The sequence below is a fragment of the uncultured Anaerovibrio sp. genome, from assembly GCF_947302755.1.
Lineage (GTDB): Bacteria > Bacillota > Negativicutes > Selenomonadales > Selenomonadaceae > Anaerovibrio.
In genome coordinates, this window is the sequence record NZ_CAMYWM010000033.1 from 1 (window position 1) to 22,205 (window position 22,205).

Annotated in this window: 20 protein-coding genes and 2 tRNA genes; 18 read left to right on the forward strand and 4 right to left on the reverse strand. The window is 48.3% G+C overall.

Annotated elements, in window-relative coordinates; translation table 11 throughout:
* Nucleotides 1–53 precede the first annotated feature (53 nt).
* From Q0Y54_RS04945 to rlmH, 4 genes are all read left to right on the forward strand, one after another.
* Nucleotides 54–488, forward strand: a complete 435-nt coding sequence (locus Q0Y54_RS04945; RefSeq protein ID WP_297964941.1) for a Fur family transcriptional regulator — start codon at nt 54–56, stop codon at nt 486–488.
* 208 nt (nt 489–696) lie between these two features.
* Nucleotides 697–1,458, forward strand: coding sequence for an MBL fold metallo-hydrolase (locus tag Q0Y54_RS04950; protein ID WP_297964905.1), 762 nt, complete (start codon nt 697–699; stop codon nt 1,456–1,458).
* Nucleotides 1,459–1,585: 127 nt separating this feature from the next.
* Nucleotides 1,586–2,677 carry a S1C family serine protease gene (locus tag Q0Y54_RS04955; protein ID WP_297964907.1) on the forward strand — a complete coding sequence of 364 codons (1,092 nt, stop codon included), beginning with the start codon at nt 1,586–1,588 and terminating at the stop codon, nt 2,675–2,677.
* 5 nt (nt 2,678–2,682) lie between these two features.
* Entirely contained in the window at nt 2,683–3,162 is a 480-nt protein-coding gene (rlmH, locus tag Q0Y54_RS04960; protein ID WP_297964910.1) for a 23S rRNA (pseudouridine(1915)-N(3))-methyltransferase RlmH, read from the forward strand.
* Nucleotides 3,163–3,228: 66 nt separating this feature from the next.
* Here the strand turns inward: rlmH and Q0Y54_RS04965 are convergent, their stop codons facing one another.
* Complete coding sequence (locus Q0Y54_RS04965) at nt 3,229–3,675, reverse strand: Lrp/AsnC family transcriptional regulator (RefSeq protein WP_297964912.1); 447 nt, start codon at nt 3,673–3,675, stop codon at nt 3,229–3,231.
* 192 nt (nt 3,676–3,867) lie between these two features.
* On the opposite strand from Q0Y54_RS04965, the gene Q0Y54_RS04970 reads away from it, so the two are divergent.
* The 14 genes from Q0Y54_RS04970 to Q0Y54_RS05035 all read left to right on the forward strand — a co-directional run bounded on the left by Q0Y54_RS04970 (nt 3,868) and on the right by Q0Y54_RS05035 (nt 19,809).
* Nucleotides 3,868–5,841 (forward strand): penicillin-binding protein, encoded by a 1,974-nt coding sequence (locus Q0Y54_RS04970; protein ID WP_297964914.1) that lies wholly within the window; start codon nt 3,868–3,870, stop codon nt 5,839–5,841.
* Between the two features lie 25 nt (nt 5,842–5,866).
* A complete protein-coding gene (locus Q0Y54_RS04975; RefSeq protein WP_297964916.1) occupies nt 5,867–6,664 on the forward strand; it encodes a Cof-type HAD-IIB family hydrolase in 798 nt (265 codons plus the stop codon).
* A 26-nt stretch (nt 6,665–6,690) separates the two neighbouring features.
* Entirely contained in the window at nt 6,691–7,593 is a 903-nt protein-coding gene (rapZ, locus tag Q0Y54_RS04980) for an RNase adapter RapZ (protein ID WP_297964918.1), read from the forward strand.
* A gap of 13 nt (nt 7,594–7,606) precedes the next feature.
* Nucleotides 7,607–8,920: a YvcK family protein gene (locus Q0Y54_RS04985; RefSeq protein ID WP_297964919.1), complete on the forward strand. Its 1,314-nt coding sequence runs from the start codon at nt 7,607–7,609 to the stop codon at nt 8,918–8,920.
* A gap of 62 nt (nt 8,921–8,982) precedes the next feature.
* Complete coding sequence (gene whiA, locus Q0Y54_RS04990; protein ID WP_297964921.1) at nt 8,983–9,939, forward strand: DNA-binding protein WhiA; 957 nt, start codon at nt 8,983–8,985, stop codon at nt 9,937–9,939.
* Nucleotides 9,936–10,742, forward strand: coding sequence for a polysaccharide deacetylase family protein (locus tag Q0Y54_RS04995; RefSeq protein WP_297964923.1), 807 nt, complete (start codon nt 9,936–9,938; stop codon nt 10,740–10,742). The genes whiA and Q0Y54_RS04995 overlap by 4 nt, the downstream gene beginning before the upstream one ends.
* A gap of 212 nt (nt 10,743–10,954) precedes the next feature.
* Nucleotides 10,955–11,098, forward strand: coding sequence for a six-cysteine ranthipeptide SCIFF (gene scfA / locus Q0Y54_RS05000; protein WP_071997203.1), 144 nt, complete (start codon nt 10,955–10,957; stop codon nt 11,096–11,098).
* Between the two features lie 78 nt (nt 11,099–11,176).
* The gene (gene scfB / locus Q0Y54_RS05005) at nt 11,177–12,577 is read left to right on the forward strand and encodes a thioether cross-link-forming SCIFF peptide maturase (protein ID WP_297964942.1); all 1,401 of its coding nucleotides are present in this window, start codon (nt 11,177–11,179) and stop codon (nt 12,575–12,577) included.
* 257 nt (nt 12,578–12,834) lie between these two features.
* A complete protein-coding gene (gene gap / locus Q0Y54_RS05010; protein ID WP_297964926.1) occupies nt 12,835–13,848 on the forward strand; it encodes a type I glyceraldehyde-3-phosphate dehydrogenase in 1,014 nt (337 codons plus the stop codon).
* 102 nt (nt 13,849–13,950) lie between these two features.
* Nucleotides 13,951–15,144: a phosphoglycerate kinase gene (locus Q0Y54_RS05015; protein WP_297964944.1), complete on the forward strand. Its 1,194-nt coding sequence runs from the start codon at nt 13,951–13,953 to the stop codon at nt 15,142–15,144.
* A 527-nt stretch (nt 15,145–15,671) separates the two neighbouring features.
* Nucleotides 15,672–16,424: a triose-phosphate isomerase gene (tpiA, locus tag Q0Y54_RS05020; RefSeq protein WP_297964928.1), complete on the forward strand. Its 753-nt coding sequence runs from the start codon at nt 15,672–15,674 to the stop codon at nt 16,422–16,424.
* Between the two features lie 18 nt (nt 16,425–16,442).
* The gene (gpmI, locus tag Q0Y54_RS05025; protein WP_297964930.1) at nt 16,443–17,975 is read left to right on the forward strand and encodes a 2,3-bisphosphoglycerate-independent phosphoglycerate mutase; all 1,533 of its coding nucleotides are present in this window, start codon (nt 16,443–16,445) and stop codon (nt 17,973–17,975) included.
* Nucleotides 17,976–18,107: 132 nt separating this feature from the next.
* Nucleotides 18,108–18,773 (forward strand): hypothetical protein, encoded by a 666-nt coding sequence (locus Q0Y54_RS05030; protein WP_366072312.1) that lies wholly within the window; start codon nt 18,108–18,110, stop codon nt 18,771–18,773.
* Between the two features lie 34 nt (nt 18,774–18,807).
* A complete protein-coding gene (locus Q0Y54_RS05035; RefSeq protein WP_297964935.1) occupies nt 18,808–19,809 on the forward strand; it encodes a GGGtGRT protein in 1,002 nt (333 codons plus the stop codon).
* A gap of 525 nt (nt 19,810–20,334) precedes the next feature.
* Here the strand turns inward: Q0Y54_RS05035 and Q0Y54_RS05040 are convergent.
* The 3 genes from Q0Y54_RS05040 to Q0Y54_RS05050 form a co-directional block, all read right to left on the reverse strand.
* Nucleotides 20,335–20,409, reverse strand: a tRNA-Glu gene (locus Q0Y54_RS05040).
* An 82-nt stretch (nt 20,410–20,491) separates the two neighbouring features.
* Nucleotides 20,492–21,961 carry a glutamate--tRNA ligase gene (gene gltX / locus Q0Y54_RS05045; protein WP_297964939.1) on the reverse strand — a complete coding sequence of 490 codons (1,470 nt, stop codon included), beginning with the start codon at nt 21,959–21,961 and terminating at the stop codon, nt 20,492–20,494.
* A 49-nt stretch (nt 21,962–22,010) separates the two neighbouring features.
* Nucleotides 22,011–22,099 (reverse strand) — tRNA-Ser (locus Q0Y54_RS05050).
* Nucleotides 22,100–22,205 lie beyond the last annotated feature (106 nt).

Below are 22,205 nucleotides of genomic sequence, written 5' to 3' on the forward strand. Positions count from 1 at the left end.
AGGCTCCGCCTGAATAAGCGATTATTATGTTAACGTATTGGAGGATATATATGATGGATATGCAGGGGGTAGCAGATATACTTCGCAGCCACGGCTTTAAGGTAACGCCGCAGCGTCTGGCTGTATATGATGCATTGCAACATACTACAGAGCATCCCAACGCCGAAATGCTGTACAATATGCTTTTGCCGGCTTATCCCACCATGAGTCTGGCCACCGTATATAAGACCATGGAGATTTTTGACAGGATAGGTCTGGTCCAAGTGTTAAATATCGGGGAGGACAGCTACCGGTATGATGCCCGGATGGAAAATCATCCTCATATTCGTTGTGATGTTTGTGGCAGGGTGGAGGATATTATGGAATTTGAAGACAAGGCCATAATGAACCAGGTGGCTCAATTATCCAATTATCGGCTAAGTGGGCGGCAATTGTATTTTTACGGTGAGTGCCCTGAATGTCAGGGGAAAAAGGGTAACTACAATTGATAATATGCTGTTGTTTGAAGCGGGGTAAGGCAGATTTGCGGCCCCGTTTTTTATTGAATATTTTGACCTTTTTGTTTATTTTTGTTATGGTATATGGGGTTTTAAGTAAAATCTAATAAAATTTACAGAAATTTTTCAGCAGGGCTTTTTATACTTGGCATATGGACAGGAACCAGTCCTGCAATAGATATGAGGTGAGTCATACCGGATGCAGGTTTCGGTTTTGGCCAGCGGCAGCAAAGGAAACTGTACCTTCATTGATATGGAGGGAAGCCGACTGTTGGTGGATGCTGGCATCAGTGCCAGGCGCATAAAGCAGGAGCTGGGGCATATAGGCTATTCCATTGAGGAGCTGGATGGGGTATTTATAACCCATGAACACAGTGATCATATTAAGGGACTTGCTACCCTGACCAAAAAGTACGGAGTCCCGGTGTACAGTCGGCCGGAAACCTTCCGGGCCATGAGCTGCTATCGGGAAATTCCCCAGTCATGTATTAATCCGATTATTGATCGGGTAAGGCTGAAAAAGGTGACGGTGAAGGCCTTTGGTATTCCCCATGATGCAGCTGATCCGGTGGGATATTCCATTATGGGCAGTGTAAAATGCGTGGTGGCCACCGATATGGGCTTCGTGGACAGCAGTCTTAGGCGGGAGCTGGAGGCAGCCCGGGTAATGGTGCTGGAAGCCAATCACGATGTGGATATGCTGAAAAATGGTGAATATCCATGGCCGCTAAAGCAACGTATCCTAAGTAACCGGGGGCACCTGTCCAATATGGATACGGCCTGGACATTGGTACACCTAAAGCAAAAACCGCAAAAGGTCTTACTGGCTCACCTGAGCGAGGCCAATAATTTACCGGAATTGGCCCTGAGCACTGTAGGGCAGATTTTAAATCAGCAGGGAGTAAACAATATTGAGCTGATAATAACTGCCCAGGACAGGTGTGTCAGCGTAGATTTTTGATATTATTTTTTACCTTGAAATCCTGGCAAGCCCAGGCCAAAGGCCCGGAGGGAACCTGGATTTCCTGTAAGGGAGCAGTGCGAAAAAACATTTTGCACGGAATTTATTTGTTTTGGAGGGAGAGAAAATGATTACTAAGAGAAAGCTTGTTAAATCCTGTCTGCCGGCTATAATGGGCCTCCTGGTGGCAGGCTCCGTAATGCTGGGCGGATGTGGCAGCAACAGTGTGGCCGAAGGTATTCCAGCCTCCAGTCCAAGCTATGATACTAATGTATCCGATGCCAGAAATACACCGGTGGTCAGGGCTGCCAAAAGCGTGGGACCGGCGGTGGTAGGTATTACCAATAAAGCCGTTACCAGAGATTTTTTCTTTAATCTTCGTGACGTGGAGGGATACGGCTCCGGAGTGATTTTCCGCAAGGACGGTTATATTGTTACCAACAACCACGTAATCGAGGGGGCCAAGGAAATCGTGGTATCCCTGTCCGATGGGCGAAGCTTGAATGGCAAGCTGGTTGGTGCCGATGAAATAACGGATTTGGCTGTGGTAAAGGTAAATGCAGATGATCTGCCGGCAGCCGAATTTGGCGATTCCAATGATATTATGGTGGGGGAGCCGGCCATTGCCATCGGTAATCCAATGGGACTGGAGTTCCAGGGAAGCGTTACAACTGGTGTTATAAGTGCCGTAAATCGGGTTCTGAACAAGGGTGAAAGCAATATGAAGCTTATCCAGACCGATGCGGCCATCAATCCGGGGAATTCCGGCGGGGCACTGGTTAATGCTGATGGCAAGGTTATTGGTATCAACTCACAGAAAATCGTTACCAACGCCGTAGAGGGCATGGGCTTTGCTATTCCAATCAATACGGTACGGGAAGTGGTGGATGAGCTGATAGCCAATGGCCATGTAACCAGACCATATCTGGGGGTAAGCGTATTTGACAAGGAAACAGCGGCCCGCAGCGGATATATATTAAATGTGGATAAGGGCGTATATGTATTTAATGTTACCCTGAACGGACCTGCCGGGCGGGTCGGCTTCCATCGTGGCGATATTATATTGTCTGTTGACGGTAAAGAGGTCAACACTGTAGGTGAGCTGCGGGCAGCCATTACCTCCCATAAGGTGGGAGAATCCATAGAGGTAAAATATGACTCCAATGGTATGGAAAAGACGGTAAATGTTACCTTGGAGGCCCAACCGTCTGAGGGCTGAGCAGGATGAGGATAACTATTGTTACTGCTGGAAAAATAAAGGAAAAATACCTCACCGATGGTATCAATGAATTTTTGAAGCGCCTGGGGCCCTTTGCCAATGTGAAGATAATCGAAATCAACGAGGAAAGAATGAAGGATAATCCTTCGGCGGCGGAAAAGGAGCAGACCCTGACTCTGGAGGGACAGCGCCTGTTGAAGCAGGTACCGGAGGGCAGCTACCTGATAGTGTTGGATGTATACGGCAGAGAGCTGTCCTCTGAGGAGCTGGCCGCCAAAATCAACAGCCTGGGACTGTCGGGAAGGAGCAATATAACCTTCCTGATAGGTGGGGCCTTCGGTCTATCCTCAGAGGTAAGGGCGGCTGCCGATATGCTCCTCAGCTTTTCCCAAATGACCTTTACCCATCAGATGGTGCGGCTTTTGCTGGTTGAGCAGATATATCGGGCCTTTAAGATAAATCGGGGAGAAAAATATCATTGGTAAAAGGAAAATGGGACTGCCGCTTGGTGAAAAATCACCATTTGCGGCAATCCCATTTTTTATTCGTATTTAGTCAACGGATACTGACGGTCTGTCAGTGATGGAGGATAAAACGACAATCGTTTGGGTCTTGATAACCCCGGCCTGTTCCTTGATGCGGGTCAGGATATCCTCCAGGGTAGAGGTATTTTTGGTGATAATCTTCAGGGAATAATCGAAGTCACCAGTGATGTAGAAGCATTCCTTGATGTCAGCCTCACCAACTACAAAAGCCTTAAAGCTGTCTCCGTGACTTGGCGTATCAATGCTCAGGAAAACCAAGGCCATAAGCTGCTTGTCAACGAGCTTAGGATTTAAAATAGCGGTATATTGCTTAATGACACCGGAAGCCTCCAGCTTTTTCAAACGTTCGCTGATAGCCGGCATGGAGAGGGAAATCTCCGAACTTAAAACTGAAATTGTGACGCGGGCGTTCTCTTGCAGACGCTTAAGAATCTTCTTATCAATATCATCCATGTTTAACACCACCATTCTATTCATATTATACCAACGAAAAGATACAAAAGTAAACTTTATTCTTTGAAATCGTAAAAAAATTTTTTAAAAAATGATAATTCAAACATTTTATTTTGTTTGACTGAATTTTTGGCATTTCACATGTATTGGTGTAAAATAAGAAGTTAGAATGGTTCGTAATGGAGTATTGTGATGAAAAATAAACAGACAAAGATTATCAAAAATATTAATATACTGATCACCATAATGATGGGGCTGTTTGCAGTTACTGTTTGCAGATATTTTGTTTTGCAGGTGGTTCAGCACGATGAAATGGAAAAAAAGATAATGAATATTGCCAGGGATAATGTGGTGCGTCAGTCTCCCAGGGGGAAGATACTGGACCGTAACGGCCGGGAGCTGGCTATTAGCCGTGTTGCCAAGCTGCTGGTTATCCGTCCGGATAAGGTGGGCAGTGAGGAAAATATTCAGGAATTGTCCGGGGAGCTCAGTCCTATTATTAACATTCCGGCGGAAACCATAGCCAATGGCATTCGGGAGGGTGGTTCCTATTATGCCGTCAAGCATGGTCTGGAAAGTAATGAGGAAGCGGCCATTAATCAGCTGAAGAAGGATAAGGGCTATGAGTGCCTGTGGATGGATGATGAGGTAAAGCGCTATTATCCCAACGATATGCTGGCGGCCAATATAATTGGCTTTATCGGTATGGAGGATAAGGGGCTGGAGGGCCTGGAGTATTCCATGGACAGCATCGTCAAGGGAGATGTTCTGGAGGATGATGTTCTGATTGATGTGCGGGGACGCACTATTTTCGATTCCATTTTTTCTATTTCCCAGCAGCGTTATCGGGGAGATAATTGTAAGACCGTTGTCCTGACGGTAGATGCGACCATGCAGTTTATCGTGGAGCAGGTTATTGATAAGGCCATGGCGGAAAATCAGCCTCAAAGTGTAACGGCCATTGTGATGGATCCCCAAAATGGTGAAATACTGGCCATGGCCTCACGGCCAAGCTACAATCCAAATAAATTTTCCGATTACAATATGGATGTTATAAAAAATCGTGCCGTATCAGATATTTATGAGCCTGGTTCCACCTTTAAGGCCATCGTGGCCGGGGCTGCCCTGGAGGAAGGGGTGGTCACTCCTGACCAGAGCTTCTACGATCCGGGGCGGATTAATGTGTCGGAAAAGTATATCCAGAACTGGAATGGCGAAAGCTTTGGCATGGTAACCTTTACTGATATTGTTAAAAATTCCATTAATACCTGCTTCGCCATGATAGGTCAGATTCTTACCGGGGAAAAGCTCAATGATTATGCCAAAAGGTTTGGCTTTGGGGAACCCACCGGGGTGGAGCTGCCAGGTGAGGCCTCCGGTATGCTGTTTGACAGCGATAATATGGTGGACTCCGATATTGCTACCATGTCCATCGGTCAAAGTATTGCAGTAACTCCAATACAGCTGTGTACGGCCATGTCGGCCATTGCCAATGATGGTATACTGCTGAAGCCCCATATTGTTAAAAGTATTTATAATGCCGATGGTTCCCTATATAAGGAAAAGGGCCGTGAGGAGGTGCGTCGGGTACTGACCTCGGCCACTGATAAAACCCTTATGGGACTGTTGGAGCAGGTGGTTGCCACCGGTGGTGGTCAAAAGGCTCAGGTAAAGGGCTATCGGGTAGCCGGAAAGACCGGTACTGCCCAAAAGATTAACAAGGACACGGCGGGATATATGGATGGCCGTTATATTGCCTCCTTCTGCGGCTTCGCACCGGTTGATAATCCTCAGCTGGTGGTGCTGGTTATTATTGATGATCCTACAGCCGGTTCCTTCTATGGTGGTCAGATAGCGGCTCCGGTGGCCGGGGAAATTTTTTCCCAGCTGCTGCGTTACAAGCATATTGAGCCCTCCATCGATCCATTTGAAAACATGGATAAGAACAAGAAAAACAATAAAAGGGTCAGCGAAGCAACTGCGCCGCCGGGCAAGCTGATTATGCCTGATCTTAGCGGTATGAGTATTCGTGAGGCTTCACAGAAGCTGGGTGAGCTTGGGCTGGGAATGAATATATATGGCACGGGTCTATCCACCGGCCAGAGTATACCGGCCAATACAGTGGTGGAGCCCGGCTCAAGTGTAGATGTTTATTTTAGCCCTTGATGGTGAGTTTAGAAAGGATAATAGTATGAAAGCAAAGCTGTTTGTTACCGATATGGATGGAACCCTGTTAAATAGTGAGCGCAAGATTACCGCCGGGGTAAAGAAGGCCATAAAAAAGGCTGTGGAGGCCGGGGTGATTTTTACCATTGCCACAGGCCGGATGCATATTTCTGCCCTGCCATACGTGGAGGAGCTGGGGGTTAATGTACCGGTTATTACCTACAATGGTGCGCTGATAAAGACCCTGGAGGGCGAGGAGCTGTTCGCCTCCTACCTGGACCGTGGTTTGGTAAAGGAGCTGGTGGATTTCGCCGAGGAGCGGCAGCTTCACATTCAGCTTTACAGTGATGATAAGCTGTATTATCGCCGGGAAAATGACCGCTCAGCCCTGTATCAGTGTACAGCCGGGGTAAAGGGGAATCCGGTGGGGGATGAGCTGGAGGAGCACATGGACAAGGTGCCCAAGCTATTGATTGTGGCCAACAATTCCGAGGAAGGGGATAGGGTGGTTGAGGCGGTTTCCCGTCAGTTTGGCCACCGCATTGTGGCGGTAAAGTCCACGCCTGTATATATTGAGCTCATCAAGCCCGGGGTTAATAAGGCCACGGCCATTGCCAGACTGGCGGAAAGGTTTGATATACCGGCAGAGGCTGTTTTGGCCATTGGCGATTCCAATAATGACCTGACTATGATTGAAATGGCAGGCTTTGGGGTGGCTATGGGCAACGCCAATGATAATGTAAAGAAAATTGCGAAATACCAGGTGGCGGATTGCGACCATGATGGTATTGCCGAGGCTATTGAGCGGTTTTGCCTGGACTGACCGGCTGAGTTTGAAAGGAGGCTGTTATGGATAGAGATGAACGAATGGATTTTATTATCGTAACAGGAATGTCCGGGGCAGGCAAAACCCAAGCGTGTCGTTATATGGAGGATGTGGGGTATTTTGTCATCGACAATCTGCCGCCGGTGTTTATTCCCAAGTTTGCTGAGCTGTGCCGTCATTCTGATGGTCATGTACATAAGGTGGTTCTGGTGGTGGACACCAGAAGCCGGGAGTTTTTTGATACCTTTATTCACGTGCTGGAAAACATGGACAGGGATAATCAGCCCTATGTAATGCTGTTTATGGACGCCTCCGATGCGGCCATTATCCGCCGCTACAAGGAAACCCGACGCCGTCATCCCATGGCCCCCAGCTCCCGCATTCCAGAGGGGGTTGCCAAGGAACGGGAACGGCTGGCCCCTATCCGGAATAAGGCTACCTACATTATTGATACCTCCGACCTCAAAAAAAATGAGCTGAAGGAGAAAATACTGAATATTTTTGCCAAGAAGCCCGGGGACAAGCTGAACACCAATGTTATGTCCTTTGGGTTTAAGTTTGGTATGCCCCTGGATGCTGATTTGGTCTTTGATGTGCGGTTTCTGCCAAATCCCTTTTATGTGGAGTCCATGCGCCACAAGAGCGGTGCCGTGCCGGAGGTGGCCCAGTATATCGAGCAGTACCCGGTTACCAAGGAGTTTGAGAAGCATCTGGACAATATGATAGATTTTTTGATGCCCCAGTATGAGAAGGAGGGGAAAAGTCAGCTGGTAATTGCCGTGGGCTGTACCGGGGGAATGCACCGCTCCGTGTTTATTGCCAAGCATATTTATGACCGGCTGAAGGAAAAAGGCTATCTGGTAAGTCTGGAGCATCGGGATTTGATGAAAAATGATGTTTGGGAACATGTTCGCGAGGAATGCTAAGGAGTAACACAAAATGAGCTTTTTAAAATGGTTGTATCCAGGCATGAGATTCAAGCGCTGGCTGCTGCTGTTTGCTGCCGGTGTTATGCTGGCCAGTCTTGGCATAGCAATTATGTTCAATTATAAGTACATAGATGGTATTGAGGAATCCATATTCTGGGCGGTATATACCTTCTCCGGGGAATATACCTACACTGCCACGGTGGTTATCGGCACCGTTATGGTGGTAATCGGCTTTTTGATAATGGCCCTGGCAGCCCGGTTTATAATCCAGTCGGTTATAGATGTGGTATACCCCTCCAGTTCAGAGAAGCTGGTGGATCTTATTTATGAAAAGCGGATGCTGGGCAAGGGGCCTTCTGTTACCGTAGTGGGCGGAGGTCACGGGCTCAGTGTGCTATTGCGTGGCATCAAGGAGGTTACCACCAATGTTACGGCAGTGGTTACCGTGGCTGACGATGGTGGTTCATCGGGGCGGCTGCGTGAGGAGCTGGGTATTATTCCGCCTGGTGATTTGCGGAATTGCCTGGTAGCCTTGGCTGATACGGAGCCCTTGATGGAAAAGCTGTTTCAGCACCGCTTCGGCGGAAACAGCACCTTGGCGGGCCACAGCTTTGGCAATTTGTTTATAGCGGCCATGGCAGAGGTAACCGGCGACGTGGAAACGGCTCTGGCGGAATCCTCCAAGGTTTTGGCCGTAAAGGGCCGGGTGCTGCCGGCCAGCAAGGAGCACGTGCGGCTGGATGCTGTTATGGAGGATGGTACCGTGGTGTGCGGTGAGTCCCATATTCCCGAGGTAAATAAGCGCATTCATCGGGTTAAGCTGTTTCCAGAGCATGTGGAGGCAGTTCAATCCTCCCTGGATGCATTGCGGGAGGCCAATGCCATAGTATTGGGGCCCGGCAGTCTCTATACCAGCATTATGCCCAATTTACTGGTGGAGGGCATCGGAGATGCCATTTGCCGCAGCAAGGCCATAAAAATTTACATCTGTAATGTTATGACCCAGCCCGGGGAAACCGATGGTTATACAGCCTCCATGCATGTAAAGGCCATTCTTGATCACGCCGGACGTCAGGCTATAGATTATGTTATTGTAAATTCAACGCCAATACCTGAGGCCTTGGCCCGGAAATATGCGGAAAAGGGTGCTTATCCGGTGAAGGTGGATGATGATGCCCTCAATGCCCTGGGAGTAGGTCTTATAAAGGCCGACCTCATAAGCGGCAAGGAGGCTATCCAGCATGATCCCAGAAAGCTGGCCAGCAGTGTTATGCGGGCCGTGTATGGTATAAAGGCCGGTCTGGATGAAATCAAGAGGCATTGATTTTGATGAAATATTTTAGAAGCATGGAGATTAATGAAAGATAGAAGCCGGGTGAAAGAAATATGCCATCCTTTGCAGCGGATGTGAAAAATGAGCTGGCCCACAAGCTGGATAAAAAATTATGCTGTCAGACTGCTGAGCTGGCAGCACTTTTGCGTATGGGTGCATCCATTACCCTGGGGCCCAATATGACTTTGGGGCTTAACTATGTTACGGAAAATGCGGCTGTGGCCAGAAAAACCCTGAGACTTTTAAAGGATACCAGTAATGTTAAGACAGAGGTCACCGTTACCCGCAGTAAACGGTTGAAGAAAAACAACAGATATATGGTGCGGGTCATACCGTCACCCCAGGTCAGGCCCCTGATGGAAAAGCTGGGGATGCTGGGGGAGAGCCAAGGCTCCCTGGGGCGGGATAATGCCCGGTTAAAGAGGGCCTGCTGCCGTCATGCCTATCTGCGGGGGGCCTTTATGGGGGGCGGCAGTATCAATAAGCCGGAGGCGGAATGCCATCTGGAGCTGGTTACGTCAAATTACGGCTTTGCTGCTACTATCGCCGGCGTACTGAAGCGTATGGGCTTTCCAGCGGGCTTTACCGATCGAAAGAAGCATTATCTGATTTACATGAAGGATGGGGAGGCCATTATGGATTTTTTGTCCATAATCGGTGCCACCAAGTCCTTGGACGAATTTGAGGGCGGCCGCAACCTAAAGGAGGTCCGCAATCAGGTAAATCGGTTGGTGAACTGTGAAACCGCCAATTTGCAAAAAACGGTGGATGCAGCCATTTATCAAACGGAATGTATTAAATTCCTAAGGGCTGCAGGCAAGCTGGAGGGGCTGACCAAGGCTCTGAGGAAAACTGCCCAATGCCGCCAGGACAATCCGGATGCCACCCTGGCTGAATTGGCTGATATGCTGTTGGTAACCAAATCCTGTGTTAACCACCGCCTGAGAAAGCTGGTGACTCTGGCCCAGGAGCTTCAGGGGAAGAATAAAGGAAAAGGTGAGGATTATTGAGTAAGTATATGAAATTTATTAAGGCAGCAGTGCTGGCTATTGCCCTGTTGGCCGCAGTTGGTTTTGTGGGGCTTCAGTACCTTCTGTCCCAGCCGGCACCGGCGGGCTTTCCTATTTTGGAATATCACATGGTACAGGCGGAAAATCCGAAGGATGCCTATGAATACAATGTGCCGCCGGCTGAATTTGAGGCCCAGCTTGATTATCTGGAGCAGGAGGGCTATACCACCATTTCCCTCCGGGATTATTTAAGGGCGAAAAAGGGACTGCAGCAGCTGCCTGACAAGCCGGTTATTCTTACCTTTGATGACGGGTATGCGACCAACTACACCGAGCTTCTGCCAATCCTGGAAAGGCGGGGGCTTAAGGCCACCATATTCATGGTGGGAAACGATATTGGCAAGGAAAACTATATGTCCTGGGACCAGCTGAAGGATATTCAGCATCGGGGAGTGGAGATAGGCAGTCATACGGCCAACCATCTGCCTCTTACGCAAATGGATATCAATACTGCCCGGGATGAGGTAAAGCTGTCCAAGCTGCTGATGGAATGGAACGGCATGGACACCATTTACACCCTGTCCTATCCTAATGGAAAATACAACCAGGCACTTACGGAGGTACTCAAGGAGGAGGAATATCTGGCAGCGGTGACCGGGGATGCCGGGCTTAATACCTTTGAGACCAATCCATATCTCCTCCAGCGTATCAATATTCCTCATCCCATGTTTGGCATTACGGAATTTAAATGGCGTCTCATAAAGGGCCGTATCTTCACCCAGCTGGGAATAGGACAGCATTAAAAGCTAATCCTTAATAATATTCGCTGGAAAAAATAATGATTGGGTTATAAATTACTAGGGGTGGTTTAGATGTATCTGAACAGAGCATAAGAAAAAAGTGTTTCGGCGGCAAGCAAGAGTTATCCGGTGGTTATGGTTTGTTGTTGCATATACCACTAAAAAAGGGTAAAATAAAGTGTAGGACTTTGTTTAAGGTGAGGAGGTTACCTAATATGAAGCACATTCAGACTGTAAATGAGCCTACCCTGCAGGCTACCAAGACTTCTGGCGGCTGCGGCGAGTGCCAGGCTTCCTGCCAGTCCGCATGCAAGACTTCTTGCACTGTGGGCAATCAGGTTTGTGAAAGCAAGAAATAATTATGAAACGAAAAGGGCTCCCAGGAGGGGGCTTTTTTCTTGTATTTTGGGAGAGTAGCTTTTCTTATGAATAATGAAATGAATGGAAAAATCCATAAGTTTGTCCAAAATGGCGTGTATATCCTGCTGGATGTGAATAGCGGGGCAGTCCATGTAATCGATAAAATGATTTATGATATCATGGATTATTTTAATGGGAATAATGATAATGAGGTTATAGACCGGCTGACCGGTGATTATACAGAGGCTGAGCTGAAGGAGGCCCTGGAGGAGCTCCATATTCTCATGGATAAAAATCAGCTCTTTGCGCCGGATATTGATGTGCCGCCGACCTTTAAGACCAAGGGGCTGGTTAAATCCCTGTGCCTGATGACGGCCCATGACTGCAATATGCGCTGCAAATATTGCTTTGGTGATACCGGTGAATACGGCGGTGAACGTCAGCTTATGACCAAAAAGGTGGGGCGGGCTGCCGTTGATTATATTATCAGTCACAGCGGACCGAGAAAGCATTGTGAAATAGATTTCTTTGGCGGTGAGCCGCTTATCAATATGCCGCTGGTAAAGGACGTAACGGAATATGTACGGAAGCGGGAAAAGGAAACGGGGAAGGAGTTTAAGCTGACCCTTACCACCAATGGCCTGGCTCTTAACGAGAACAATATACAGTGGCTTAACGATAATAATATCAGCCTGGTGCTGAGTACCGACGGCCGGCGTGAGACCCATGACAATATGCGCCCGGATTGTGCCGGTCAGCCCACCTACGACAAGGTTATGAAGAACTTCAAACGGTGCGTTGAGTCCAGAAATGGTGAAAACTATTATATGCGCGGTACCTACACGGCAGAAAATCTGGATTTTACCAAGGATGTGGAGGCTATGGCGGATGCCGGCTTTGATATTCTTTCCATGGAGCCGGTGGTATTGAAGGATTCACCCTACGGCCTTACGGAGGATCTGCTGCCGGAGATTTTCGCTGAGTACGACCGACTGACTGACTTCTATATGAAGCGTCATCGTGAGGGGAAGGGCTTCTTCTTCTTCCATTTCAATATGGATTTGTCCAACGGGCCATGTGTGGCCAAGCGGCTGGCCGGCTGTGGGGCCGGTCATGAATATTATGCTGTGGCAGCCAACGGGGATTTGTATCCATGTCATCAGTTTGTGGGCCGCAATAAGTATAAGCTTGGCAATGTATTTGATGACCTTAATGAGGGGGCTGAGGAAATCACCCGTTATTTCCGGGAATCCCATGTGATGAACAAGGAACGGTGTAAGACCTGTTGGGCCAAGTTCTTCTGCTCCGGCGGCTGTCATGCCAATGCAGATTTGTTCCATGATGATATCCGCCAGCCTTATGAAGTGGGCTGTGAAATTCAGAAAAAACGCCTGGAATGTGCCATCGCTGTCCAGTCCCTTTTAACAATGGAAAAAATAGGAAAAAAGACTTATAGACCGGCCAACGTAAATTGCTGATGAAGTGAGGCTTTTTATTACTTTTTAGTGATTGTAAGCGTACTTTAGTATGATACATATTATTTATGCTATAGTTATTGAAGCTTATGAATTTGCGTTGACAAGGCGTCTAACATTGGTGTAATATTAACTTAATTGAAAGATAAGGGACATCAGGAGGAGCGTTGCTGTTTGCCCTTGGGCGAATGAAGGTCTTTTCCTTGGTGTTCTGGTGTTCTAAATTATTTATCTATATATTTTTAGGGGGTATTTTACAAATGGCAGTAAAAGTAGCTATTAATGGTTTTGGCCGTATCGGTCGTCTTGCATTCCGTCAGATGTTTGATGCAGAGGGTTATGAGGTTGTTGCAATCAACGACCTGACCAGCCCTAAGATGCTGGCTCATCTTTTGAAGTACGATTCCTCCCAGGGTCGTTACAAGTACGCTGACAAGGTAACTGCTGGCGAAGATTCCATTACTGTTAACGGCAAAGAGATCAAGATCTATGCTTGCGCTAATGCTGCAGAGATTCCTTGGGGTAAGCACGATGTAGACGTCGTTCTGGAGTGCACCGGTTTCTATACCTCCAAGGAGAAGGCTTCTGCTCATTTGACCGCAGGCGCAAAGAAGGTTGTTATTTCTGCTCCAGCAGGTAAGGACCTCCCTACCATCGTTTACAACGTAAACCATCAGATACTCACCAAGGAGGACAAGGTTATTTCCGCAGCCTCCTGCACCACCAACTGCCTGGCTCCAATGGCCAAGGCTCTGAACGATCTGGCTCCTATCCAGTCCGGTATCATGGCTACTATCCATGCTTACACTGGTGACCAGATGACTCTTGATGGCCCACAGCGCAAGGGTGACCTCCGTCGTTCCCGTGCTGCAGCTGTCAACATCGTTCCTAACTCCACTGGCGCAGCCAAGGCTATCGGCCTTGTAATTCCTGAGCTGGACGGCAAGCTCATCGGTGCTGCACAGCGCGTTCCTACCCCTACCGGTTCCACAACTCTCCTCTATGCTGTAGTTAAGGGTGATGTAACTGTAGAGCAGGTTAATGAGGCTATGAAGAAGCAGGCTACTGAGTCCTTCGGCTACAATGAGGATGAGATCGTTTCCAGCGATATCGTTGGTATGCGTTATGGTTCCCTCTTCGATGCTACCCAGACCATGGTCAGCAAGGTGGCTGATGGCCTGACTCAGGTTCAGGTTGTTTCCTGGTATGATAACGAGAACTCCTACACCAGCCAGATGGTTCGTACCATTAAGTACTTCGCTGAGCTGGGCTGATAGCTCGTCATCAAAACACAATAGTTTAAAAGATCCATTGAGGTCCGGCCTTTGTTTGGGCCGGACCTATTTTATTGACGGAGGTTTTTATTAATTATGGGTATGAACAAGAAAACCATTAAGGATGTAGAGCTTAAGGGCAAGAAGGTATTTTGCCGTGTAGATTATAACGTGCCATTTGACGAGAATATGAATATCACCAACGATACTCGTATTCAGGCTACTAAGGAAACGGTGAAGTACATGCTGGAGCAGGGTGCAGCCGTTATTCTGGCCTGTCATATCGGCCGTCCTACTGAGGCCCGGGAAGAAAAATTCTCCACCAAGCACATCGTTAAGCGGGTATCCGAGGTTATGGGTGTAGATGTAAAGTGGGTGCCTGACTGCGTTGGCCCAGAGGTGGAAAAGGCCGCAGCTGATTTGAAGCCAGGTGAGATTCTCCTCCTGGAGAACCTCCGTTATCACAAGGAAGAGAAGAAGAACGATCCAGGCTTTGCCAAGCAGCTGGCTTCCTTGGCTGATATTGCCGTTAACGATGCCTTCGGTGTATCCCACCGTGCCCATGCAGCCAATGTTGGTATTGCCCAGTATTTGGAGTCCGTTGCCGGCTTCCTCATGGAGAAGGAGATTAAGTTTATCGGTCAGACCCTTGAGGCACCAAAGCGTCCCTTCGTGGCTATCATCGGTGGTGCCAAGGTTTCCGACAAGATTGGCGTTATCTCCAACATGATTGACAAGGTTGACACCATTATCATCGGCGGCGGTATGGCTCATACCTTCGACGCTGCCCAGGGTCTGCCAATCGGCAATTCCATCTGTGAGAAGGATAAATTTGAAGAGGCTCTTGGTCAGCTGAAGAAGGCCAAGGAGAAGGGGGTAAAGGTAGTTCTCCCTGTAGACCTTACTATTGCTGATGATTTCTCCGCTACGGCCAACACCAAAATCGTGGATGTTGACAAGGTTCCAGAGGGTTGGGAGGCACTGGATTCCGGTCCTAAGACCTGTGATGAATACGTACAGGCTCTGGAAGGTGCCAAGACGGTTATTTGGAATGGTCCAATGGGCGTTTTCGAGTTTGATGCCTTTGCCAAGGGTACTCTGGCCGTTGCCGAGGCTGTTGCCAAGGCCACTGAAAAGGGTGCAATCTCCATCGTTGGTGGCGGTGACTCCATTGCTGCATTGAAGAAGACCGGTCTTTCTGACAAGATTTCCCACATTTCCACCGGTGGCGGTGCTACTCTCGAGTTCTTAGAGGGGAAGGAGTTGCCTGGCATCGCAGCTATCGCAGACGCGTAAATGCTTGTCTTTTCACCGCATAGCTTTGTCAACCTTCAGAAAAATTCCTCGACGTACCAGTCATGTACGACTGCGGGTTTTTCTTTCAGGTTTTCGCGCTCTGCGGCGAAAATCCTGCGCATTATGATATGTCTTTTCACTGCATAGCTTTGTCAACCTTCGGAAAAATTCCTCGACGTACCAGTCATGTACGACTGCGGATTTTTCTTTCAGGTTTTCGCGCTCTGCGGCGAAAATCCTGCGCATTATGATATGTCTTTTCACTGCATAGCTTTGTCAACCTTCGGAAAAATTCCTCGACGTACCATTATGTACGACTGCGGATTTTTCTTTCATGTTTTCGCGCTCTGCAGCGAAAATCCTGCGCATTTGGATTTTGCCTTTTCACCGCATAGCTTTGTCAAGTCTTCCCCTATGGGGGAAGTACCCAGGGGTACCGACTTCGTGGCGGTGCCTGTTGGACTTATGAGGCTTTACTCATTTTTGTAGATATGATATATAGATACTTTAAGGAGGATATTTTTATCATGGCACGTAGACCTATTATTGCTGGTAACTGGAAGATGAACAATACAATCGCTGAGGGCGTTAAGCTGGTTAAGGAGCTGGCTCCATTGGTAGCTGATGTTGAGGCTGTAGATGTAGTAGCTTGCCCAACGGCAACTGCCCTGGCTGCTGTAGCTGACGCCTGCAAGGGGACCAAGATTCATGTTGGTGCACAGAATGTTCATTGGGAGCCAAAAGGCGCATTTACTGGCGAGATTTCCACCGGCATGCTGAAGGAAATCGGCGTAGAGTATGTTGTTCTTGGTCATTCTGAGCGTCGTGATTATTTTGGTGAGACTGATGAGGGCGTTAACAAGCGGGCCCGTGCTGCCTTTGCGGCTGGCATTACCCCTATTATCTGCTGCGGTGAGTCCCTGGAAATCCGCGAGGCCGGCACCTACATTGCTCATGTTGTAAAGCAGATTAAGGCTGCTCTTGATGGCTTCACTGCTGATGAGGTTGCCAAGCTGGTTATCGCTTATGAGCCAATCTGGGCTATTGGTACAGGCAAGACTGCTACCTTTGATCAGGCTGAGGAGGTTTGCAAGGCTATCCGTGAGGCTGTGGCTGAGGTATTTGGCCAGACGGCAGCTGATGCTATCCGCATCCAGTATGGCGGTTCTGTAAAGCCGGCTACCATAAAGGACCTTATGGCACAGCCTAATGTAGACGGTGCCCTGGTTGGCGGTGCTTCCCTGAAGGCTGCTGACTTCTCTGCAATTGTAAAGTTCTAATTAGAGGTTGAGAATATAATGGCAAAATTAAAAAATGCACCTGTGGCATTAATTATTATGGATGGCTATGGAAACGGCAAAACCTGCGACCCCAATAACGCTGTTCAGATAGCTAAGACTCCGGTTATTGATGGTCTCAGACAGAATTTTCCATCCACCCATATTCAGGCTTCCGGTGAGTTCGTCGGTTTACCTGATGGTCAGATGGGCAATTCTGAGGTCGGTCATACCAATATCGGTGCCGGGCGAATTATTTACCAGGCCTTGACCCGTATAACCAAGGCCATCAAGGATGGCGATTTCTTCAAAAATGAGGCATTGGTAAGTGTTGCTTCTGAGGCCAAGGCCAATGGTGGTGCCCTGCATCTCATGGGGTTGGTTTCTCCAGGTGGTGTACACAGTCACAGTGAGCATCTTTATGGTCTCCTGCAGTTCGCCAAGGATCAGGGCTTTAAGGAGGTATATGTCCATGCCTTCCTGGATGGCCGTGATGTTGATCCATCCTCTGCCGCCGAATACATTGCCGAGCTGGAGTCCAAGATTGCCGAAATCGGCTGTGGCCGAATAGCCACCCTGTCCGGACGTTATTATGCAATGGACCGGGATAACCGATGGGATCGGGTTCAGAAGGCTTATGAGGCCATTGCATTGGGCAAGGGCGTGGCTGCCGATGAGGCAGTTGGTGCCGTTAAGGCCTCCTATGCCAATGATGTAACGGATGAGTTTGTGGTTCCGGCCGTTGTAGGTGACTATAAGGGCGTTAAGGATGGCGATGGAGTGGTGTTCTTCAATTTCCGTCCTGACCGTGCCCGGGAGCTGACCCATGCCTTTACTGATGCTGAATTTGGCGGCTTTGACCGCAAGGCATTAAAGCTTTCCTTTGCCACCATGACCCAGTATGAGGAGGGGCTTAATGTAAAGGTTGCCTATCCGCCTGAGGCCATCACCAATACCCTTGGTGAGATTATTGCACGGAATGGCATGACCCAGCTTCGCATTGCCGAGACTGAAAAGTATGCCCATGTAACCTTCTTCTTCAACTGTGGCGTTGAGGAGCCATATAATGGGGAGGACCGTATTCTGGTGCCTTCACCTAAGGTTGCTACCTATGACCTTCAGCCTGAAATGAGTGCCATTGAGGTAACTGACAAGGTTGTGGAGGCCATTAAGTCCGGTAAGTATGATTTTATTATTCTGAATTATGCCAACGGGGATATGGTAGGTCACACCGGGGTTATTGAGGCAGCTGTCAAGGCTGTGGAGACGGTTGATACCTGCGTTGGCCGTTTTGTGGAGGCTATTCGTGAGGTGGGCGGTGAGGTATGTATTACCGCTGACCATGGCAATGCCGATCAGATGGTTGACCCGGAAACCGGGGCTCCATTTACGGCCCATACCACTAATACGGTACCATTTATCGTAGTTTCCGACCGGGTAGGCTGGATTGCCAGCGATGGTGCCCTCTGCGATATCGCTCCAACCCTGCTGACCCTGGCAGGCATGGAAATACCGGCAGAGATGACTGGTAAGCCAATGATTAAGCTTAAGTAATGGGCTCCAGCCAAATGTGTTGAAGATGTGGGGGGACCCGCACCTGGCTTTAGGGTTCCCTTTCATTGAGTATTATATTATTGTGAAGAGAGGAATAAGAAAATGATTTATTATGATAAGCATGTTGAAGACATGACTTGCATTGCAAAAGAAGTAAACCATGGTCCAGCTCCAATTCCTGAAGAGGGCAAATGGGTACAGTCCAAGGAAATTAAGGATATCAGCGGCCTGACTCACGGTATCGGCTGGTGTGCTCCTCAGCAGGGCGGCTGCAAGCTGACTCTTAATGTTAAGGATGGTATCATCGAAGAGGCTCTCATCGAGACCATCGGCTGCTCCGGTATGACCCACTCCGCAGCTATGGCTGCTGAGATTCTCCCTGGCAAGACTATTCTGGAGGCTCTCAACACTGACCTGGTTTGCGATGCTATCAACACTGCTATGCGGGAGCTGTTCCTGCAGATCGTTTATGGCCGTACTCAGACTGCATTCTCTGATAATGGTCTGCCAGTTGGCGCCGGTCTGGATGACCTGGGTAAGGGTCTCCGCAGCCAGGTAGGTACGTTGTATTCTACCAAGCTGAAGGGTCCTCGTTACCTCGAATTAGCTGAAGGTTATGTTACCAAGATGGCAGTTGACAAAGAAGACCGCGTAATCGGTTATGAGGTTGTTCACCTTGGCAAGGCTATGGAAGCTATTGCCAATGGCATGGATGCTAATGAAGCAATAAAGAAGAACACCGCCACCAAGGGCCGTTACGCAGATGCTGCCCGTTACATCGATCCTCGTAAGGAATAATTTGAGATAACGAACAGGAAGGACTGAAAATAAAATGGCATTATTTGAAGGCTATGAGCGCCGTATTGACGGTATTAATGAAGTTTGCAAGAAATATGGTATTGCTTCCATTGAAGCTGCTGCTGATATTTGTAAGGAAAAGGGCTTTGACCCGGCTGCTATCGTAAGTGACCTGCAGCCAATCTGCTTTGAGAACGCTAAGTGGGCATATACTCTTGGTGCTGCTATCGCCATCAAGAAGGGTGTAAAGACGGCTGCTGATGCTGCACGGGCTATCGGCGAGGGCATTCAGGCATTCTGCGTACCTGGCTCCGTTGCTGACCATCGTAAGGTAGGTCTTGGCCATGGTAATCTGGCTGCTATGCTCCTCACTGAGGATGCTGAGTGCTTTGCATTCCTGGCTGGTCACGAGTCCTTTGCTGCTGCTGAGGGTGCTATTGGTATCGCTCAGACGGCCAATAAGGTTCGTAAGAATCCTCTCCGGGTAATCCTCAATGGTCTTGGTAAGGATGCTGCCCAGATTATCTCCCGTATCAACGGCTTTACCTATGTTCAGACCCAGTATGATTATAAGGCTGGCAAGGTTAACGTGGTTAAGGAGGTTAAGTACTCCGATGGCCCTCGTGCGGCTGTTAAATGCTATGGTGCAGATTCCGTTCCGGAGGGTGTTGCTATCATGCACCTGGAGAAGGTGGATATCTCCATTACCGGTAACTCCACCAACCCTACCCGCTTCCAGCATCCGGTAGCCGGTACCTACAAGAAGGAGTGCACCGAGCAGGGTAAGAAGTACTTCTCCGTCGCATCCGGTGGCGGCACTGGCCGTACCCTGCATCCGGATAACATGGCTGCCGGTCCTGCCTCCTATGGTATGACCGATACTCTTGGCCGTATGCATTCCGATGCTCAGTTTGCCGGTTCTTCTTCCGTACCTGCCCATGTAGATATGATGGGTCTTATCGGTGCCGGCAACAACCCAATGGTTGGTATGTCCGTTGCAGTGGCTGTTGCTGTTGCAGAGGCAATGAACAAGTAAGCTTTGCTTACATAAATAAAATTAGGGCTTCCGCTTTGTGGAGGCCCTTTTTGGTATTTGAAAATAAGCATAAAAGGTATATGCCATGTGTGATTGCCTTTCACCCAACTGAATTGCTAAAAATATTGTTTTCCTTTAAATAAATATCTTGAAAAATTACAACTCGCTACGCTCAAACAAGTAATTTTTCGAGATAACTCTAGTATGGAAAAAATATTTTCTATACACAATTCAGTCTAATGTTCAAGACAATCAAACATGGCATTAGTATTGTAGTTATCATTTTAAATGGCAAGAGCCAATGACTAGAGCAATTAGGACATGGGCCGTAAAAAAGTCTTTTTTACGTACCTTAATATTAGTGGAAAAAATCATTTGTTTGAGCGAAGCGAGTTATGATTTTTTTCACTATATAATCGGAAAAAAGAATTTTAGGCTCGTGGCCGACGCTCTAGTCATTAGTTCTTGCCATGTATATTTTGGTATCAAAAAAGCTCAAGGCAGAAAGCCTTGAGCTGAATTTTCTGGTGACGCGTAGGGGATTCGAACCCCTGAAGCCGCCGTGAGAGGGCGGAGTCTTAACCACTTGACCAACGCGCCGTTGACAATGCATATAATACCTCTTTTAAAGGCAATTGTCAAATACTTTTTTATTCAATGCTAACTTAAGCCATTTGATGGATTAACCGCAAATTTTGGCAAGCCCCATATTTAACCGCTTCATGGATTCATCGCGGCCCAGGATATAGAGCAGCTCCGTTACGCCTCCCGGGGTAACCTTCTGACCGGAGAGAGCAATGCGGGCAGGCCACATAAAGGTTCCCATCTTGATACCGCTTTCGGCAACGCCCGGCTGCAGCACCTCATCTATGCCCTCCGGGGTCCAGGTCTGTACCCTTTCCAGTACCTCAATAACTACCGGCAGGATTTCCGCCGCTTTTTCCGGGGTTACCTTGTTGCGCTTATTATTAAACAGGTCGATATCATAATCAGGTAAATCCTTGAAGAAGCCTATCTGTTCAGGAATTTCATTAAAGCGGCTTACACGGGTCTTCAGAAGGGAGGCCAGGTAGGTCCATTTGTCCCCCAGGGCTTCGGCAATAATTCCCCCAAAGGCACTGGATTTTCTGGCAAAGTCCTCGTCGCTCATGGCCTTGAAGTATTCGCCATTTACCCAATCAAGCTTGTTGTAGTCAAATACAGCCGGTGATTTGCTGAGACCATCCAAGGAGAAGCGTTCAATAAGCTCATCCATGGTGAAGATTTCCTGCTCCGATTTAGGGGACCAGCCCAGAAGGGCCACATAATTGGTAATGGCCTCCGGCAAATAGCCCATTTCCACCAGCTGATTAAAGCCGGTGGCACCATGCCGCTTGGACAGCTTGGAAATGGATCCGTCTTCATTCTTGCCCATTACCGGTGGCAGGTGAATAAATACCGGTGGCTCCCAGCCCAGGAACTGGTACAGCAGTACGTGCTTGGGGGTGGAGGTAATGAACTCAGTGCCACGGAAAATATGGCTGATGTCCATAAGATGGTCATCAATTACGTTGGCAAAATTATAGGTAGGCATGCCATCCCGCTTCAATATAACCTGATCCTCAAGGGTATCGCAGGCAATGGTGATATTTCCATGGACCACATCGTGGAAGGTAACCTCACCGGTAAGAGGCATCTTCTGGCGGATTACATAAGGCCTGCCCTCAGCTAAATATTGATCTATTACAGATTGCTCCAAATCGCGGCAGGCCCGGTTATAGCCCCCAAAGCTCTTGGCATCGCCCGCCTCCTGGGCGGCGTGCTGCTCTTCGCTGCAATCGCCGCAGAAGCAACGGTAGGCATGACCCTTTTCGATAAGCTCCTCAGCGTATTTTTTGTAAATATCCAGACGCTGGCTCTGAATGTAGGGACCGCAATCACCACCAATATCCGGCCCTTCGTTGGGAATGATATTGGCCGCCTTCAGGGTGTTTTGGATAAATTCCACGGCATCGGCCACATAACGCTTTTGGTCAGTGTCCTCGATGCGCAGTAGGAAATCACCCTTTTGGGATTTGGAAAAGAGATACCCATAGAGAGCAGTACGGAGATTACCGATGTGCATGTAGCCGGTTGGGCTTGGTGCAAAACGGGTACGAACGCGATTTGACAAAATTATTCCTCCTAAAAAAAGATTGCTGAACAGCAATCTTTTGATAACATGGCAGAGAGGGTGGGATTCGAACCCACGGAGGCTATTAACCTCACTTGATTTCGAGTCAAGCACCTTCGACCACTCGGACACCTCTCCATATATATTACTAATGGCATAGGCCATATGAATAACGGTAATATTATATAATATATTGGGTGAAAAATAAAGGGTCTTGAAGATTTTGTGGTGTCCGAAATTCTTT